The following is a 17532-nucleotide window of genomic DNA, read 5'->3' as shown; positions in this document are numbered from 1 at the left end:
CGCTGCTGGCGGGAGGCTCCACGACCGGCGGCTCCTCGGCGCTGCTGGCGGGAGGCTCCACGACCGGCGGCTCCTCGGCGCTGCTGGCGGGAGGCTCCATCGCCTTCGCGAGCGTGGAGCCGGAGGTGCTGGGGACGGAGGACGAGGAGGCCGCCGAACGGATGGTGCTGGTGCTGACGGGGAGCAGTAGCGCCCGCATTTCCTGCATCCCAAGCTCCAGCGCCACCATTTGCGCGAGGGGCGGCACCGTGGCGACCGCCCACCCTCCAGGGGTGCTGGGGGCGTTGGCGACGTTGAAGCTCCAACTGATCAAGGTGAAGGCCGCGGTGACGATCCAGGGCCAGGCGGTGGGGCGGCCGGCGGCGATGGAGCGGACCACGCCGATGGATCCGAGGACGATCCCGCCGTCGACCAGGACGGGGAACATCCAGGCGTGGCCGGGGTCCACCTCGTTGGCCACTGCGATGGCGTGCAGGCTGTCGTAGCTCAGCCGGAAGCCCACGGACTCGAAGGCGGCGATGGCCACGAGGTAGGCGACGGCGATGGTGGTGCGGGTGGCCCTGCCCCTGGAGGCGTCGGGCGGCACGGTACCGTGGCGATCAGGCACGGGAGGTCACTCTCCTGCTGCTAGGCCCTCGGGAGTGTTACAGCACTTCCGGGGGCCGCTGCCGTTGTTGGGTATGTAGGGGAAACGCTACTGCTGTTGAGGCACCACACGAACTGACGTTCGGCTGCTGCTCTGGGAACAGCGCGGGCCCGAGGGGCCGGTGATGGTGCTGGTGCCGGTCGGGCCGAAGATGGCGGTGGGCGCTGCCGGGGGCGACGGCTTCGGACGGTGCTGCTGCTGCTGGTGCTGCTGATCACCGCGCCGTCCCGGTGTCGTCGCTGCTGCTGCGGCCGGAGAGGGCGAGCGGTGCTGCTGCCGGTGCTGTCGGTACCTGGCAGACGGGGCACCGGGACCAGGAGCAGGGGCGGCGGCGGCCGGGCTCGCCGTTCAGCGACCACAGGATCAGCCGGGCCCCGACACCGAGCAGCAGCACCGTGAGGGCCAGGCTCCCGACGCCGGCGTAGAGCTGGCTCACCGCGCCCCCTCCTGTCCGGCTGCGGCCAGGAGGGCAGCGAACCCGAGGAGCAGTCCGGCGCGTTCGGCGGCTCGCCCGATGCAGGGAGGGCACCAGGACAAGCCCTCGGGGGGAGCGGGCGGCATGGGGTCGAGGACGATGACCGGGCTGTTGGTGACGGGCCATCCGGCCGTGCCGCATTCGGCGGCGCGGCCGGGGAACTTCCCGTCCTCGCGCACGATGTGGAGCCTCCTGACCAGCGGGTGCCGCCGGTTGGTGCGCTTGTCGTACCCCCGGTAGAACGCTCTCACGTCGTCCGCCCGGAGTTCTCGTCCGCCCATACCCATTCTCTGGCCGTATGGCCGTCGGCAGGGTCGTGCCTGGGCTTTCGGCACTGCCACCACGTGCCCTGGTGGTCGGCGAACATGCTGGGGCACGTGCCGGGGTCCAGGGCCGGCGGGGGGAGGAGGATGCCGAACTGGCTGAGGGCCGCGCGGACCACTGTGCGGACGGCGGCGAAGGGGACGGGGCGGTGCCCGGCCGATCCGAGGAGGTGGGCGACGGCGGCCCACAGCACGTCCTGCTCCTCGACGGTCAGGACGCGGCGGCCGAGGAGCGGGCCGGTGTTCGGAAGGTCCGGTCCGGCCTGGTGAGCGGCGCCGAGGGCGAGGCCGAAGAGGAGGGAGGACCCGAAGCGGGAGTCCGGGACGGCGGGCTCTGGCGCGCCGGGGCTCATGCCCTCGCGCAGGCGGGCCGCTTCGTCGGGGGTGAGCCGGCGCTTCTCCGCGTGGCCGACGAGATGCAGAAGCTGCGTCGGCGTCGCCGGCGCAACAGGAGTCGTGTCCGTCATGGGGGCGCTCGTCACCGGTTGTTGCAGCCGCAGATTCCTGCGGGGGAGCACCAGCGTTCGCAGGCGTCGCACCACACCGCGCCCGGGAAGGGCGGGGTCCGCTCCGTCTTGCTGGTGTGGGGCTGGCCGTCGGCGGTCGCCGCCATGTCGTCCTCCTGCAGTCGGGCCGGCCGCCGGAGCGGCGGGCGTGGATGGCCCCAGACGCGCGGGGACCCGCCTCGACCGGAATCGAGGCGGGTCCGTGCGTCCGGACCGCCGGTCCGTTCTCCCTGGTGGCTCCGCATGGGGCGGCGCCGGCGTCTGGCGAGCAGGGCGCGGGGGATGTGCCACCCGCCAGACACCGAGGTGGGGATGTCGTACCGGCGTGTGAGCGGGCCGGTTCCGCGGCTACGGCCGTTCCCGATCACGAAGTGAAAGTATCACGCTCCAGTGTTGCGGCCTATCTTTTGTTGCACGGATTTCCCGATCCTCAGGGTTCCGCACTCCTCCGGCCGGAGAACCGGGCAGGCAGACCCACCCCGTTCCACCCGCGCCTGCGTGATCAGCTCGCCCGACGCAAGGCGGTGCCTCGCCGGGCAGGGTCACACCCCTGATCCGGCATCACCACCTGGGCGTCCACAACGACAAGCGCAGCCAGCGCCCGCATCGCCTCGTCCGGGCTCATCGTCCGGCGCCCGGCCTCGTCCGCCTCTCGCGCCAGTCGCCGAATCCGCTCCGGATCCATCGCCATACCGCGGCCCCTCCCCCGTACGGGACCTGTTCCGCCCCGCACAATCCTGCGTCGGCCCGCGCAGCCCGCGCGCAGCCCTTCCCGTACCCCCGCGCTATAGATCCACCGTGCGCCCCGACCCCCCGGGGCGCTCGGCGGCTGGATCTCACCAGGTCGTGTCCTCATAGTTCGTCAACTCCGGGGCCGACCAAGTCGTGTCGTCCTTTCCCTCGACGCCCGGATTGGCCGGTTCCGACCATGTCGTGTCACTCTGCGCGACCGTCACCGGAGGGACGATGGCGAACCAGGTGGTGTCGCCCGCGAGGACCGGCCGGGTGGTGCCACTCTGCGCCGGGGCCCCCTGGGCGACCGCGACGGAAGCCCCGATTCCACCGATAAGAGCGCAGGTCAGAAGGGTCGCAGCGGAAATCCGCTTACGCATTGCTGTGGTGAAGATACTCACTGGGTTTCCTACCGAGATGTGCGTTCCGTGCATGATCGGAAGGGGAGTACGGGCGGGTAACATGCCTCGATGCCGACGCCCCCAGGGAATACACCCTGTAATGGATCACGTACGTGGGCAACACCAATATTCAACAACTCGCAAGATCCAGGGGACGGAATGACCACAGAGCAACCGGTGCTTCCCGAATTGCCCCATCAGGCGGTCGATGTCTACCAACGCATCCTGAACGGTGAGCGTCTGCCAGCGGACATCCCGGGTCTGGACGCCCTGCTCAGCGCCGGCTTCGTCGTGCCGGTCCTCCACTCCCCCGGCGCCTACAGCGCAGTCGACCCACGCCGCGTCGGCCCGCAGCTCATCACCCTCCTGCAGGCGCACATATCGGCCGCGTCCGTCTTCGCCGACGCGATGCCCTCGTTCCTGGCCGACCTGGAGAAGCGGTTCGACTCCGCCCGCCCCGGCGCCGCAGGCGTTGAACGGCTGACCGGCCTGGACGAGATCAACAAGCGGATCAACGACGAGCACCACCTCACCCGCAGCATCATCCGGAGCGGGCAGCCCGGCCAGCGCACCCCGGAGGACCTGCGGAAGTCCTTGAAACGGGACGAGGCCGGCCTCCGGCGAGGACTCGCGATGCGCACGCTGTACCCGGCCTCTCTGCGCCGCACCCCCACGGTCAGCAACTGGGCCCAGAACATGGCCGGCCTCGGGGCCGAAGTCCGCACCCTCGCGGCCCCGTTCCAGCGCAGCATCATCTTCGACGACCGGACAGCGTTCATCCCTGACCACAGCGGTGAAGGCCCGCCGCCGCCGACGGTCAGCGTCGTGGTCACCGAACCGCTGCTCGTCGCCCGGATCATCGCCGAGTTCGAGCTGGACTGGGCCCGCGCCGACACCTGGTACGGGGCCGCCACCGCCGATCAGGGGACCGTCACGACGAAGGGTGACAGGGCGCTGCTGAGGGAGCTGTGTTCTGGGAAGAGCCGGGCCGAGATCGCCGATGCCCTGTCGATCTCACCGAACTGGCTCGGCGACCGTATCCGGAGCCTGACCAAGCGCCTCGGGCTGAAAAGCGAGGCACAGCTCATCCACTGGTGGTGCAGGTCTCCGGAGTACAGCATTCACGACTGACCCGGCCGCCGTGGGGCGAGTCAGGCCGCTTCGGAAGTGCGCCACTTCAACTCGACGCGGTCCTCCGCGCTGCGCACGCCGCGCGCACGCGCCGGCATCACCCGCACACGGTCGAAAAGGAGTGCGACCACAGCCCTCTTCGACGCGTGCGGGGCGTGCTCCCACCAGCGCACCAGGTCCTCAACATCCCCGATGGGCAGCTTGGCGTCCGCGATCTGCTCCGTGTACCGCAGCCGCGTACGCGCCTCTTTCAACTTCTCGCTGATCTTTTCGTCCGCCGTGACGAGAACCGCGCGGGTGACCTGGCCCTCGGCGTACGGCTCAGCAAGGCCGTCGCGCGACGCCGTGAGCGACTTGATCCGCCGCCGCAGCGCCGCTGCCTCGACACGCATCTTCTCCTGGGCGACCTCAAGAGCTTCCCGCGTCCCCGGCCGGGAGAGCTCGGCCAGAGCGTTCTCGCCGACGTAGTCCTCCAGGGCAGCGGCCGTGATCCGGATCCCGCAGTTCTCGCACCGGTAGGAAGGAGTGCCCGCGTTCGAACGGTGCCCGGTCATGGTGTGATCGCAGTTACCACACTCCGTCAGGCCCTCGGAGAAGAGGTAGGGGAAGTCCTCCTGACGGACGGGGGCGACACCGTCTGTCCGGCCTGACAGGGCTTCGAGTTCTTCGAACTCGTTCCGGGTGATAAGGGCGGGCCGCCCGGTCTCGCGCAGTTCGCCGGTCTCCGGGTCACGCTCCAGGCCGGCGATGGCGGGGTTGGCGAGGAACCGGCCCAGCGAACCGGTGGTCCACTCGCCACCCATCGTGCCGCGATGGCCTTCGGCATTCATCCAGGCGACGACCTCAGGACGCGACTGGCGGGCGACGAGGAGACGGCTCACCGCCTCCCGCGCTACCTGCCGCTCCGACTCCCGCACGCGGGAGAGTCTCTGATCCTCGAAGCCGTACAACCGAGGCATAGGCCCACCCTCACTCAGTGGCCCGCTGCGCCACCTTGCGGCAGCGAGCCGACACCCAGCGCCTCCCACAAGGCAGCCGTAGGGACCCTCACCGTGCTCCCGAGTGGCAGGGTCCGGACAGGGAACGTGCCCGCTCGGATCAGGTCGTACGCCTTGTTGTGACCGATGCCCAGTGCGCGGGCAGCCGTCACGACGTTGACCGTCGCGGGCAGCGCCAAGACCTCGCTCAAGCTCATCCCGGGCTGGTTGGCGTCTGCGGTTGTGCTCGATGTCGTCATCTCATTGCCGCGTTTCTCCCCCGCGCCAACTCGCGATCACTTTACAGGCTAGAGAGGAAATCTCCAGGTGATACAGGTCTTCCAGATGAAGACTGTATGCATACGGTGATCCACAAGGAACGATCAGCCCAGGGGGGTAATCGATAACATGTTCGAGGACAAGACCTACAAGCGGTGCTCATGCAGAGGGCAGCTCTCCGACAAGGAGGGCAAGCCCCTCCACAACGCCGACGGGTCTCCGAAGATCGGGGGTCTGGAGAAGACCTGCCCGAAGCTCACCCAGCGCGCTCACGGCTCCTGGTACTACTCCATAGAGCTGCCGCCCAACCCGGACGGCTCCCGCCGGCCTCGGGCGAAGAAGGGCGGCTTCCGCACCCAGGAGGACGCGGCCGGGGCCGCCGAGAAGGTCTGGAAGGCCGCCCAGAACGGCATCAACGTCCTGTCCAAGGAGACCGTCGAGGAGTACCTGCGCCGCTGGCTCAAGAAGAAGAAGCACGACCTGGCCGTCACCACCCACCACGAGTACACCAGGGACGCGGAGCTGTACTTCATCCCGCACCTGGGCAAGCTGCAGATGCGCCACCTGCACACGCGCAGCATCCAGGCCATGTACGACTGGATCGTGGAGGACAACGAGCGCCGGGAGGAGCACCGCGCCAAGACCGACAAACTCGGCGAGGAGGCCCGCGCCGCCTACGAGACGTGGACGGCCACGCCGCAGGACCAGAAGGAGCTGCGCACCGAGCTGCGCGCCCGCTGGTGGGACCTTCGCCGCCAGCACACCGAGGCCCGCAAGAAGGTCCAGCGGGTCACCGGACCGGCGACTATGCGCTCGATCAACGCGACTCTGTCCTCGGCCCTCGCCGACGCCGTGGACGAGGAGCTGATCGCAAAGAACTACGCCACGATGGTCAGCCTGCCCAAGGTCACCAAGCCCAAGGGGCTGGTCTGGACGGACGAGCGGGTAGCCCGCTGGAAGCGCACCGGGAAGAAGCCCAGTCCCGTCATGGTCTGGACGACAGAGCAGACCGCCCAGTTCCTCGACGCCGTGTCCGGCGACCGGCTGTTCCCTCTGTGGCACCTCGTCGTCTTCCGGGGCCTGCGCCGCGGCGAGGCCGCCGCGATCACCTGGCACGAGATCGACCTCAAGAAGAGCGTGCTGCACGTCACCGAGCAGTTGGTCACCGTCTCGTACGAGGTCCACGACGCCACCCCGAAGGCGGACTCCGTCCGCGACATCAAGCTCGACTCCCAGGCCGTAGCCCTGCTGAAAGCGTGGCGGAAGACACAGCAGGCCGAGCGCGAGACGTGGGAGGAGGAGAACGCCTGGATCGACTCCGGCGGCCGGGTCTTCACCCACGAGAACGGCAAGGAGTACCACCCCCAGGTGTTCACCGACCGCTGGGACCGACTGGTTGAGCTGTCCGGCCTCCCGCCCATCCGTCTGCACGACGCCCGCCACGGCGCAGGATCTCAGGCGTTCGCCGCCGGCGTGGCCCCGAAGGTCATTCAGCAGATGCTCGGCCACTCGTCGCTGCGCATGACGATGGACACCTACACCTCGATCATGCCCACCCTGGAGGACGCCGCTGCCGAAGCCGCAGTCGTCCTGGTGGAGAAGGCGCGCAAGAAGGCGGCGAAGGTGGCCGGCAAGCCGAAGAAGGACAAGAAGGGGCCGGAGAAGGGCCCCAAGGGCAAGGCCGCCGGGAAGAAGCTCGGGCCCGCCTGATCAGGCTGTGGGAACGCCCGGGAACCGCCATGTTCCCATTCCGTTCCCATGGGGGGTGGGAACGAGGCCTACAGGCCGAGTGGTCTCTATCAATCCGAAGATCAGGAAATGACAAAGGGCCAGGTCAACGTATGTTTGACCTGGCCCTTCTTCTTGAGCCGCCTTCGGGATTCGAACCCGAGACCTACGCATTACGAGTGCGTTGCTCTGGCCAACTGAGCTAAGGCGGCAAGCCGTGCGGTCCCGTGGTGGGCGCAGCGGCGTCGCCAAGTCTACACAGTTTCCGGGAGTGCTCCGACCACCCCCGGAGAGGGCCTACGAGCAGCGCTTTCCGTCCGGCGGAGGGGTCCCTTCGAGGAGGTGGGCGTTGACCGCCGTGTCGACGCAGTCGCTGCCCCGGCCATACGCGGTGTGGCCGTCGCCCTCGTAGGTCAGGAGGACGCCGGAGGAGAGCTGGCCGGCGAGGGACTCGGCCCACTTGTACGGGGTGGCCGGGTCGCGGGTGGTGCCGACGACCAGGATCGGGGCGGCGCCCTCGGCGGTGATGCGGTGGGGGCGGCCGGTGGCCGGGGACGGCCAGTAGGCGCAGTTGAGGGCCGCCCAGGCGAGGCCCGCGCCGAAGACCGGGGAGGCCTTCTCGAAGGACGGGACGGCCTTCGCCGCCCCGGCCGGGTCGCGGTGGGCGGGCGGCAGGTCGAGGCAGTTCACCGCGGCGTTGGCGGCCATGAGGTTGGCGTACTCGCCGTCCGGCTCGCGCTCGTAGTAGCTGTCGGCGAGGGCCAGGAGGCCCGCTCCCCGGCCGCTCTTCGCCTGGGTGAGGGCCTCGCGCAGCTGGGGCCAGGCGCCCTCGTCGTACATCGCCGCGATCACGCCCGTGGTGGCGAGGGACTCGCCGAGCTTCCGGCTCTCCCCCGTGGGCAGCGGCTTCGCGTCCACGTCCCGGAAGAACCTCTTCAGCGCCTCGCCGGCCGCCGCGACCGACCCGGTGCCCAGCGGGCAGTCCGGCGTGGCGACGCAGTCGGCGGCGAAGGCGCGGAAGGCGGTCTCGAAGCCGGCGGTCTGGTCGCGGTTGAGGTCGATCGCGGAGAGCGAGGGGTCCATCGCCCCGTCGAGGACGAGCCGCCCGACCCGGTCGGGGAACAGCTCGGCGTAGGTGGCGCCGAGGAACGTGCCGTACGACGCCCCCACGTAGTGGAGCCTCTCGTCGCCGAGGACCGCCCGCAGGACGTCCATGTCGCGGGCCGTCTCGACGGTGGAGACGTGCGGCAGGACCTTCCCCGAGCGCTTCGCGCAGCCGGCCGCGAAGTCCTTGAAGGCGGCGCCGAGCGCCTCGGTCTCGGCGGCGTCGTCGGGGGTCTGGTCGACCTGGGTGTACGCGTCCATCTGCGGGCCCGTCAGGCACTCGACCGGCTCGCTGCGGGCGACCCCGCGCGGGTCGACGGCCACCATGTCGTAGCGGGCGCGGACGGGGGCCGGGTAGCCGACGCCCGCGTACCCCTGGAGGTAGCCGACGGCGGAGCCGCCGGGCCCGCCGGGGTTGACCAGGAGCGACCCGATCCGCTTCCCCGGGCCCGTGGCCCGCACCCGGGAGACCGCGAGCTCGATCTCCTCCCCGTCCGGCTTCGCGTAGTCGAGCGGGGCCTTCAGGGTCGCGCACTGGAAGCCGGTCGTCCCGCAGTCCCGCCACGTCAGCTTCTGCGCGTAGAACTCCTTCAGCGCCCCGGGCGCGGCGGAGGGCGCCTGCCGCCCCCGGTCCGTCGCGCGGGGGGCGGCGGCGTCGCTCCCGCCCGAGCAGCCGGAGAGGATGAGCCCGGCCGCGGCGAGGGCCGCGGCGGACGTACGGAGCAAGCGCCTGGAGTCCATCCCCGGAGCGTATCCGGCCCGGTACGGACCGTGTCCAATCGTGACGAGTCGCCTACGGACCGCCCCGCCGGTCCCGCGCCGCCGGTCCCGGCCCTGTCGGTCCCGCCGGTCCCGTCCGGCTCCGGACGCGCTACCGCAGCGCCATCGTCATGGCCTCCACCGCGAGCAGCGGAGCCACGTTCCGGTCGAGGGCCTCGCGGCAGGCGAGGACGGCCTCGATGCGGCGGAGGGTCAGCTCGGGGGTGGAGGCGCGGGCGACGTCCTCCAGCGCGTCCCGCACGTCCTCGTTCGTCAGCGGCGTGCGGGAGCGGAGCTGGAGGGCGAGCACGTCCCGGTAGAAGCCGGTGAGGTCGGTGAGGGCGAGGCCCAGGCTGTCGAGCTGGGTCCGGCGGCCGCGCCGCTTCTGCTTGTCCTCCAGCTCCTTCATCAGTCCGGCCGTGCCGCGCGGCATCCGTCCGCCCTGCACGGCCCCGAGCGCCGCCTTCAGCTCCTCGGTCTCCTTGACGTCGACCTCCTCCGCGACCTGCTTCGCGTCCTCGGCGGCCGCGTCGACCAGCTCTTGGGCGGCCTTGAAGCAGCCGCCGATGTCCGCGACCCGCACCGGCAGCCTGAGGACGACGGCGCGGCGCGCGCGGGCCCGCTCGTCGGTGGCGAGCCGGCGGGCCCGGCCGACGTGCCCCTGGCCCGCGCGGGCGGCGGCCAGGGCGGCCCCGGGCTCGATGCCGTCGCGCCGCACGAGTACGTCGGCCACGGCCTCCACCGGAGGGGTCCGCAGGCTCAGGTGGCGGCAGCGGGAGCGGATCGTGGGCAGCACGTCGTCCAGGGAGGGGGCGCAGAGCAGCCAGACGGTGCGGGAGGCCGGCTCCTCGACGGCCTTCAGGACCGCGTTGCCCGACCGCTCGTTGAGCCGCTCGGCGTCGGTGACCAGGATGACCTGCCAGCGGCCGTTGGCCGGCGCGGTGAAGGACTTGCGGACGGTGTCGCGCATGTCGCCGACGAGGATCTGCGTACCGACGGCGGAGACCGTCGTGAGGTCGGCGTGGGTACCGATCATCGTCGTGTGGCAGCCGGTGCAGAAGCCGCAGCCCGGCGTCCCGCCGAGGGCGCGGTCGGGGCTCACGCACTGGAGGGCGGCCGCGAAGGCCCGCGCGGCGTCGACCCGGCCGGCTCCCGGCGGGCCGGTGAAGAGCCAGGCGTGGGTCATCTTCGAGGCCTCGGGAGCGGGCCCGCCGGTCTCCTGGGCGGTCACGAAGGCGTCGGCGTCGCGCGCGGCGGCGGCGAGCTGCTCCTCGACCCGGGTCTGTCCGACCAGGTCGTCCCATACGGCCATGTCTGCCCCTCCTCAGGTACGCCCTCCATTGTGGGGCCGCCCACCGACAGTCCTCGCCGGTGGGCGGTCCCCGTCCGTCGGACGGGCGCGGAGGGGCTTCGGGCCGGGGCCTCAGCGGCGGGGCTGCCCGTCCTCGTCCTCGTGCGGGCCGAACAGCTCGTCCGCCAGCGTCGGCAGGTCGTCGAGCGGGGTCTCCTCGGCCCAGTCGGAACGGCGCGGCCGTCCGTTCTCGTCGAGCTGGGGCAGTTCCCTGGTCCGGTCGTTCGCGCCGTGCGGCTCCTCCCGACGCGCACCGCGGGAACCGGCGGAACCCGCCGAACCCGCCGAACCCGCCGAACCCGCCGAACCGGCGGAACCCGCCGAACCCGCCGACCCCGCCGCACCGCCGGAAGCAGCCGCGCCGCCGGAACCGGCCCGACCGCCGGAGCCGCCCGCCCGCTCGTCGCGGAAGAAGTCCTTCGGCAGCCGGTCGGCGGCGGGCCCGGACGCCCGGGGCCTCCGGGGATCCCGTACGGGGGGCAGCACGGCGGTCTCGTCGGCGCCGCGCTCCTCGCGGATCCGCGGCAGGACCGCCGTCTCGTCGGCACCCCGCTCCTCGCGGACCTGCGGCAGGACGGCGGTCTTCGTCTCCGGCCGGACCTCCGCCCCGGGGCGCACGACCGGCGTGGCGACGGTGACCTCCTCGGGCGAGACGGTCGGCGCGTCCGGGTCGTCCCGCTCCGGGGAGCGCCCGGCACCCGGCCGCCCGTCCGGCTTCACGACGGGAGTCGGCACGGTGGTCTCGTCCGGCTTCACGACCGGCGTGGCCACGGTGACCTCGTCCGGCTTCACCACCGGCGTGGCCACGGTGACCTCGTCCGGCTTCACGACCGGCGTGGCCACGGTGACCTCGTTCGCCGACACCTCGGCGGCGCGGGCGGCCCGCTCCGTCGCGGCCCGCGCCGCGGCCTCGGCCTTCTTCCGCTCGGCCCGCTCCGCCGCCTCCGCGGCCTTCGCGCGGGCCTCCCGCTCGGCGGCCGCGGCGGCCTCGGCCGCCGCGCGCTCCGCCGCGGCCCTCTCCCGGACCTCCCGCTCGCGGGCGGCCTGCTCCCGGGCCTCCTTCGCCTCGGCGGCCCGCTGGGCGGCCGCCTGCTCCGCCGCCGCGCGTTCGGCGGCGGCGCGCTCGGCGGCGGCCTTCGCGGCGGCCTCGGCCGCGAGCCTCTCCGCGGCCGCCTTCGCCGCGGCCTCCTCCGCCGCCTTCGCGGCGGCCGCCTTCGCGGCGGCACGGCGCGCCTCCTCGGCGCGGAGCAGGGCCTCCTCGGCCTTGCGCTGCTTCTCCAGGCGGCGCGCCTCGGCCTCGGCCCGCAGCCGGGCCTCCTCCTCGGCCTCCCTGCGGAGCCGCTCCTCCTCTTCCTCGCGGGCCTTCTCCTCGGCCGCGAGGCGCCTGCGCTCCTCCTCGGCGGCGCGCTCGGCGGCGATCCGCTCCTCCTCGGCCTTCCGGCGGGCCTCCTCCGCCTGCCGCTCGGCCTCCAGGCGGCGCGCCTCTTCCTCCTCGCGCCGCTTGCGCTCCTCCTCCTCGGCACGCAGCCTGGCGAGCTGCGCCTGGCGCTCGCGCTCCAGGCGCTCCTCCTCGGCCTTGCGCGCGGCCTCCTCCTCGGCCCTGCGCCGCGCCTCCTCCTCGGCCTTGCGGCGGGCCTCCTCGGCGGCCTTCACCTCGGCCTCGGAGAGCGGCAGCATCCGGTCGAGCCGGTGGCGCACGACGGTGGTGACGGCCTCCGGCTCCTGGCCGGCGTCGACGACGAGGTAGCGGCTGGGGTCGGCGGCGGCGAGGGCGAGGAAACCGGCCCGTACGCGCGCGTGGAACTCCGGCGGCTCGGACTCCAGCCGGTCGGGCGCCTCGGTGAACCGTTCCCTCGCCGTCTCCGGGGAGACGTCGAGGACGACGGTCAGGTGCGGGACGAGGCCGTCGGTCGCCCAGCGGGAGATGCGGGCGATCTCGGTCGGGGACAGGTCGCGGCCCGCGCCCTGGTAGGCGACGGACGAGTCGATGTACCGGTCGGAGAGGACGATCGCGCCCCGCTCCAGGGCCGGCCGGACCAGGGAGTCGACGTGCTCGGCGCGGTCGGCCGCGTACAGCAGGGCCTCGGCCCGGTTCGAGAGCCCCGCCGACGACACGTCGAGGAGGATCGAGCGGAGCCGCTTGCCGATCGGGGTGGCGCCGGGCTCGCGGGTGACGACGACCTCGTGGCCCTTGGCGCGGATCCAGTCGGCGAGCGCCTGGACCTGGGTGGACTTCCCGGCGCCGTCGCCGCCCTCCAGGGCGATGAAGAAGCCGGTCGGGGACGGCGCCTGGGCCGGGTCGGAGCCGCGCAGCGCGTCGCGCAGGTCGCGCCGGAGCGGGACGCCCGCCCGGTCGTCGGCCCTGGCGAGGACGAGCGCGGCGACCGGGAGCAGCAGGGCGCCGGTGAGGGCGAGCGTGAAGGCGGCGCCGCCGTGCACCAGGACGGAGCTGCCGGAGGCGAGCCGGTGCGGTCCGATCGCGGCGGCGAGCAGCGGGGCGGCGAGCGCGCCGATGCCCATCGCGAAGCGGGCGGCGGCCTGGAGGTGCTCGGTGGTCCGGGCCCGGCGGGGCTCCTCGGTCTCCTGGTCGATCAGGACGTGGCCGGTGTTCGCGGCGACCCCGGCCGCGTATCCGGCGAGGACGGCGAGGAACAGGACGGTCGCCGTGTCCGGGACCAGGCCCGCGGCGATCAGGGCGACCCCGGTGACGGTGATCGCGAGGGCGAGCAGCCGGCGCCGGGACAGGACGGGCAGCACGGAGCCCGCGGTGCGGATGCCGGCGGCGGTGGCGCCGCTGAGGGCCAGGATCAGGAGGGCGTACGTGACGGGGCCGCCGCCCAGGTCGTCCGCGTGGAGCACGGCGACGGACGCGGCCGCGGCGATCGCCCCGGCGACGGTGGCGCAGGCGAGGACGAGGAGGGACAGGATGCCGGTGCGGCCGGCCCTTTCCGCGCCACCGCCCTTGCCGACCCTCTCCCCGGCACCGCCCTTCTCCGCGGCACCGGACCTGCCGCCCTTCTCCGCGGCACCGGACCTGCCGGCCTCGCCGTCCTTGTCCGTGTCGGCCTTCTTCGCGGGCGTCCGGCGCAGGCCCTCCAGGGGCGAGCGGGGCCGGGGCGTCTCCCCGCCGGGCAGCGCCATCGCGTACAGGACGGTGACGGAGGCGGCGAAGAGGCCGGCGGCAACGTACGAGCCGAGGGCGGCGCTGTGCAGCGAGAACCAGTCGAGTCCGACGCCGAGCAGTTCGCCGACCAGGGTGGCGACGAGCAGGACGACGGCCGCGGCCGGGACGGCGAGGAAGCCGGTGCGCCGGGACAGCGTGCGCAGCGCGCCGAGGTGGTCGGGCAGCGGGCGTACGGCGGAGCCCTCCAGGGGCGGGGCGGGCAGCAGCGCGGGCGCGGCGCCCTCGCGGCTGATCGTCCAGAGCCGTTCGGCCGCTCCGGTGACGAAGACGGTGCCGAGCAGGTACCAGAGGGCGCTGCCGGGGGTCCAGTCGATCCACAGGGGCGCGACGACGAGGAGCGCGATCCGCACGCCGTCGGAGCCGATCATGGTCCAGCGCCGGTCGAGCGCCCCGCCGGGTCCGGTGAGCGCGGTCAGCGGACCGAGGAGGACGGCTCCGAAGAGGACCGAGGCGAGCAGGCGGGCACCGACGACGGCGGCCACGGCGAACGCGGCCCCCCGGTAGCCGCCCCCGAGCGCGTCCTCCGTCACGGCCGCCTGGAAACCGAGGAGGACGAGGACGAGGAGGGCGAGGGCGTCGCCGGTACTGCCGAGCAGATGGGCGTTCCACAGCCGGCGCAGCGGCTGGTGGCGCAAGAGGGCGCGTACGGCGCGCTCCCGGGAATCCGCGACGAGTGCGGCGTCGGAATCGCCGAGACGGTCTGGCTGCTCTGCTCGCGTCATCCGTCCACCCTATCCGGACGCCCTTCCTCCCCGCGGCCCCCGTCCGAACATCCGGACGAGGCTGTGACAGGAGGGGACGCCGGAGGGGCGGGGGCCGTCGGCCCCCGCCCCTCCGTGGTCGTCCCGGGTCTCCCCGGAGGACTACTCCGTCTTCGCCGACGCCGTCTTCCCGGCCGCGGCGGTCTTCTTCGCCGCGGCGGTCTTCGTGGCCGTCGTCGTCTTCTTCGCGGTCGTCTTCTTCGCCGCCGTCTTCTTGGCGGTGGTGGTGGCCTTCTTCGCGGCGGTCTTCTTCGCCGGGGCCTTCTTGGCGGTCTTCTTCGCCGGTCCCTTGGCCCGCTTCTCGGCGAGCAGCTCGTAGCCGCGCTCGGGCGTGATCGTCTCCACGCTGTCGTCGGTCCGCAGCGTCGCGTTCGTCTCGCCGTCGGTCACGTACGGGCCGAAGCGCCCGTCCTTGACGACCACGGGCTTCTCGCTGACCGGGTCGGTGCCCAGCTCCTTCAGCGGCGGCTTGGCCGCGGCCCGGCCCCGCTGCTTCGGCTGGGCGTAGATGGCGAGGGCCTCGTCGAGCGTGATGGTGAAGAGCTGCTCCTCGTCGGTGAGCGACCGCGAGTCCGTGCCCTTCTTCAGGTACGGGCCGTAGCGGCCGTTCTGCGCGGTGATCTCGACGCCCTCGGCGTCGGCGCCGACGACCCGGGGCAGGGACATCAGCTTGAGCGCGTCGTCCAGGGTCACCGTGTCGAGGGACATGCTCTTGAAGAGGGAGGCGGTGCGCGGCTTGACCGCGTTCTTGCCGGTCTTCGGGGTGCCCTCGGGCAGGATCTCGGTGACGTACGGGCCGTAGCGGCCGTCCTTCGCGACGATCTGGTTGCCGCTGACGGGGTCGGCGCCCAGCTCGAAGTCGCCGCTCGGCTTGGCGAGCAGCTCCTCGGCGAGTTCGACGGTCAGCTCGTCGGGCGCGAGGTCGTCGGGGACGTCGGCGCGCTGGTGGCCCTCGGCGTCCTTCTCGCCGCGCTCGACGTACGGGCCGTAGCGGCCGACGCGGAGCACGACGCCGTTGCCGACGGGGAAGGAGGAGATCTCCCGCGCGTCGATGGCGCCGAGGTCGGTGACGAGCTCCTTGAGGCCGCCGAGGTGGTCGCCGTCGCCGTTCCCGGCGTCGGCGGCACCGCCGGAGGCGGCCGGGCCGCCCTCGGTGTCCCCGAAGTAGAAGCGCTTCAGCCACGGCACGGACTGGGCCTCGCCGCGCGCGATGCGGTCGAGGTCGTCCTCCATGCGGGCGGTGAAGTCGTAGTCGACGAGCCGCCCGAAGTGCTTCTCCAGGAGGTTGACGACGGCGAAGCTCAGGAAGGACGGCACGAGCGCCGTGCCCTTCTTGAAGACGTAGCCGCGGTCGAGGATGGTGCCGATGATCGAGGCGTACGTCGACGGGCGGCCGATCTCGCGCTCTTCCAGCTCCTTGACCAGCGAGGCCTCGGTGTAGCGGGCCGGCGGCTTGGTCGCGTGGCCGTCCGCCGTGATCTCCCCGGCGGACAGCGCGTCGCCCTCGGCGACCTGCGGCAGGCGCCGCTCGCGGTCGTCGAGCTCCGCGTTCGGGTCGTCGGCCCCCTCCACGTACGCCTTCATGAAGCCGTGGAAGGTGATGGTCTTGCCGGACGCGCTGAACTCGGCGTCGCGGCCGTCGGAGGCCCGGCCGCCGATCTTCACGGTGACCGAGTTGCCGGTCGCGTCCTTCATCTGGGAGGCGACGGTCCGCTTCCAGATCAGCTCGTACAGCTTGAACTGGTCGCCGGTCAGACCGGTCTCCGCCGGGGTGCGGAAGCGGTCGCCCGAGGGCCGGATCGCCTCGTGCGCCTCCTGCGCGTTCTTGACCTTGCCGGCGTAGACGCGCGGCTTCTCCGGCAGGTAGTCGGCGCCGTACAGGTGCGTGACCTGCGCGCGGGCCGCCGAGACGGCGGTGTCGGAGAGGATCGTGGAGTCGGTACGCATGTAGGTGATGAAGCCGTTCTCGTACAGCTTCTGCGCCACCTGCATGGTCGCCTTCGCCCCGAAGCCCAGCTTGCGGCTCGCCTCCTGCTGGAGGGTGGTGGTGCGGAAGGGGGCGTACGGGGAGCGGCGGTACGGCTTCGACTCGACCGAGCGCACGGAGAAGGCGGTGTCGGCGAGCGCGGCGGCGAGCGCCCGGGCGTTCGCCTCGTCCAGGTGGAGGACGTTCGCGGTCTTCAGCCGCCCGTCGGAGCCGAAGTCGCGGCCCTGCGCGACGCGCCGGCCGTCGACCGTCGCGAGCCGCGCGACCAGCGAGGACGGGTCGGAGGCGTCGCCCTTGCGGCCGGTGGAGAAGGTGCCGGTGAGGTCCCAGTACTCGGCGGAGCGGAAGGCGATGCGCTCGCGCTCGCGCTCGACGACGAGCCGGGTGGCGACGGACTGGACGCGGCCCGCCGACAGCTTCGGCATGACCTTCTTCCACAGGACCGGCGAGACCTCGTAGCCGTAGAGGCGGTCGAGGATGCGGCGGGTCTCCTGGGCGTCGACCATGCGCTGGTTGAGCTCGCGCGGGTTGGCGACGGCGGCCTGGATCGCGTCCTTGGTGATCTCGTGGAAGACCATCCGGTGGACCGGGACCTTGGGCTTCAGGACTTCCTGGAGGTGCCACGCGATGGCCTCGCCCTCGCGGTCCTCATCGGTGGCGAGGTAGAGCTCGTCGGACTCGGCGAGCAGCTCCTTGAGCTTCCTGACCTGAGCCTTCTTGTCGGCGTTGACGACGTAGACGGGCTGGAAGTCGTGCTCGACGTCGACCCCGAGGCGGCGCACCTCGCCGGTGTACTTCTCGGGCACCTCGGCGGCGCCGCTGGGGAGGTCGCGGATGTGCCCGACGCTCGCCTCGACGACGTAGCCGGGGCCGAGGTAGCCCTTGATCGTCTTCGCCTTGGCAGGCGACTCGACGATGACGAGTCGGCGGCCGCCGTGTGCGGTCTCGCTGGTCGGGGACAACTTCGCTCTTCTCTCCGGTTCGGCACTCTCTGGGCACGTACGGCGCGCTTACCGGGCACGTACGGCGCCGGCACGCACGGCAGCGGCACGGACGGTGACGCTCCCGTCGCTGCGGAGTGTGACGGTACAACCCGCCCCCGTGTCAAACGGCGAAAGCCCGCAACGGCCACTCGAACGGTAACCCGAGTCCTGGCATTCCTGCCGCCCGGACTCCCGGACCGGCGGG

The 17532-nt window shown here is 72.5% G+C and carries 13 protein-coding genes and 1 tRNA gene; 2 read left to right on the top strand and 12 right to left on the bottom strand.

Annotated features, from left to right (window positions below):
* From ADL08_RS08275 to ADL08_RS08250, 6 genes are all read right to left on the bottom strand, one after another.
* On the bottom strand, positions 1-607 hold a 607-nt coding region (locus tag ADL08_RS08275; protein WP_159043024.1), incomplete at its 3' end, for a DUF2637 domain-containing protein.
* 253 nt (positions 608-860) lie between these two features.
* On the bottom strand, positions 861-1082 hold the full coding sequence (locus ADL08_RS08270; protein WP_053641402.1) for a hypothetical protein: 222 nt from the start codon (positions 1080-1082) through the stop codon (positions 861-863).
* Entirely contained in the window at positions 1079-1372 is a 294-nt protein-coding gene (locus ADL08_RS08265) for a hypothetical protein (RefSeq protein ID WP_053641415.1), read from the bottom strand. Before ADL08_RS08265 ends, ADL08_RS08270 begins: the two co-directional genes overlap by 4 nt.
* A complete protein-coding gene (locus ADL08_RS08260) occupies positions 1369-1911 on the bottom strand; it encodes a hypothetical protein (protein ID WP_159043023.1) in 543 nt (180 codons plus the stop codon). Before ADL08_RS08260 ends, ADL08_RS08265 begins: the two co-directional genes overlap by 4 nt.
* Positions 1912-1922: 11 nt before the next feature.
* Positions 1923-2057, bottom strand: a complete 135-nt coding sequence (locus ADL08_RS38685; protein WP_267889556.1) for a hypothetical protein — start codon at positions 2055-2057, stop codon at positions 1923-1925.
* Between the two features lie 729 nt (positions 2058-2786).
* Positions 2787-3083, bottom strand: coding sequence for a hypothetical protein (locus ADL08_RS08250; protein ID WP_053641399.1), 297 nt, complete (start codon positions 3081-3083; stop codon positions 2787-2789).
* A gap of 159 nt (positions 3084-3242) precedes the next feature.
* On the opposite strand from ADL08_RS08250, the gene ADL08_RS08245 reads away from it, so the two are divergent.
* Positions 3243-4214: a LuxR C-terminal-related transcriptional regulator gene (locus ADL08_RS08245; RefSeq protein WP_159043022.1), complete on the top strand. Its 972-nt coding sequence runs from the start codon at positions 3243-3245 to the stop codon at positions 4212-4214.
* A gap of 20 nt (positions 4215-4234) precedes the next feature.
* Here ADL08_RS08245 and ADL08_RS08240 read toward each other — a convergent pair whose 3' ends face one another.
* Positions 4235-5131, bottom strand: a complete 897-nt coding sequence (locus tag ADL08_RS08240) for a recombinase family protein (protein ID WP_159043021.1) — start codon at positions 5129-5131, stop codon at positions 4235-4237.
* Positions 5132-5599: 468 nt separating this feature from the next.
* Between ADL08_RS08240 and ADL08_RS08230 the strand changes: the two genes are divergently transcribed.
* Positions 5600-7180, top strand: coding sequence for a tyrosine-type recombinase/integrase (locus ADL08_RS08230; RefSeq protein WP_053641396.1), 1581 nt, complete (start codon positions 5600-5602; stop codon positions 7178-7180).
* A 156-nt stretch (positions 7181-7336) separates the two neighbouring features.
* On the opposite strand, the gene ADL08_RS08225 is transcribed toward ADL08_RS08230, so the two are convergent.
* The 5 genes from ADL08_RS08225 to topA form a co-directional block, all read right to left on the bottom strand.
* A tRNA-Thr gene (locus ADL08_RS08225) sits at positions 7337-7410 on the bottom strand.
* A gap of 85 nt (positions 7411-7495) precedes the next feature.
* Positions 7496-9043: an alpha/beta hydrolase gene (locus tag ADL08_RS08220; RefSeq protein WP_053641395.1), complete on the bottom strand. Its 1548-nt coding sequence runs from the start codon at positions 9041-9043 to the stop codon at positions 7496-7498.
* Positions 9044-9173: 130 nt separating this feature from the next.
* Positions 9174-10373, bottom strand: coding sequence for a DNA polymerase III subunit delta' (locus ADL08_RS08215; protein WP_053641394.1), 1200 nt, complete (start codon positions 10371-10373; stop codon positions 9174-9176).
* A gap of 111 nt (positions 10374-10484) precedes the next feature.
* Complete coding sequence (tmk, locus tag ADL08_RS08210; protein WP_053641393.1) at positions 10485-14318, bottom strand: dTMP kinase; 3834 nt, start codon at positions 14316-14318, stop codon at positions 10485-10487.
* 141 nt (positions 14319-14459) lie between these two features.
* The gene (topA, locus tag ADL08_RS08205) at positions 14460-17306 is read right to left on the bottom strand and encodes a type I DNA topoisomerase (RefSeq protein ID WP_053641392.1); all 2847 of its coding nucleotides are present in this window, start codon (positions 17304-17306) and stop codon (positions 14460-14462) included.
* Positions 17307-17532: the final 226 nt, after the last annotated feature.

The sequence above is a fragment of the Streptomyces sp. NRRL F-6492 genome (assembly GCF_001280125.1).
In the GTDB taxonomy this organism is placed as follows: Bacteria; Actinomycetota; Actinomycetes; order Streptomycetales; family Streptomycetaceae; genus Streptomyces.
This window is presented reverse-complemented; position numbering and strand designations above follow the sequence as displayed.

Coding starts and splice junctions, on each gene's coding strand:
- ADL08_RS08230 (WP_053641396.1), top strand. CDS start 5,600: ATGTTCGAGGACAAGACCTACAAGCGGTGCTCATGCAGAGGGCAGCTC.
- ADL08_RS08220 (WP_053641395.1), bottom strand. CDS start 9,043: ATGGACTCCAGGCGCTTGCTCCGTACGTCCGCCGCGGCCCTCGCCGCG.
- ADL08_RS38685 (WP_267889556.1), bottom strand. CDS start 2,057: ATGGCGGCGACCGCCGACGGCCAGCCCCACACCAGCAAGACGGAGCGG.
- ADL08_RS08245 (WP_159043022.1), top strand. CDS start 3,243: ATGACCACAGAGCAACCGGTGCTTCCCGAATTGCCCCATCAGGCGGTC.
- tmk (WP_053641393.1), bottom strand. CDS start 14,318: ATGACGCGAGCAGAGCAGCCAGACCGTCTCGGCGATTCCGACGCCGCA.
- ADL08_RS08215 (WP_053641394.1), bottom strand. CDS start 10,373: ATGGCCGTATGGGACGACCTGGTCGGACAGACCCGGGTCGAGGAGCAG.
- ADL08_RS08260 (WP_159043023.1), bottom strand. CDS start 1,911: ATGACGGACACGACTCCTGTTGCGCCGGCGACGCCGACGCAGCTTCTG.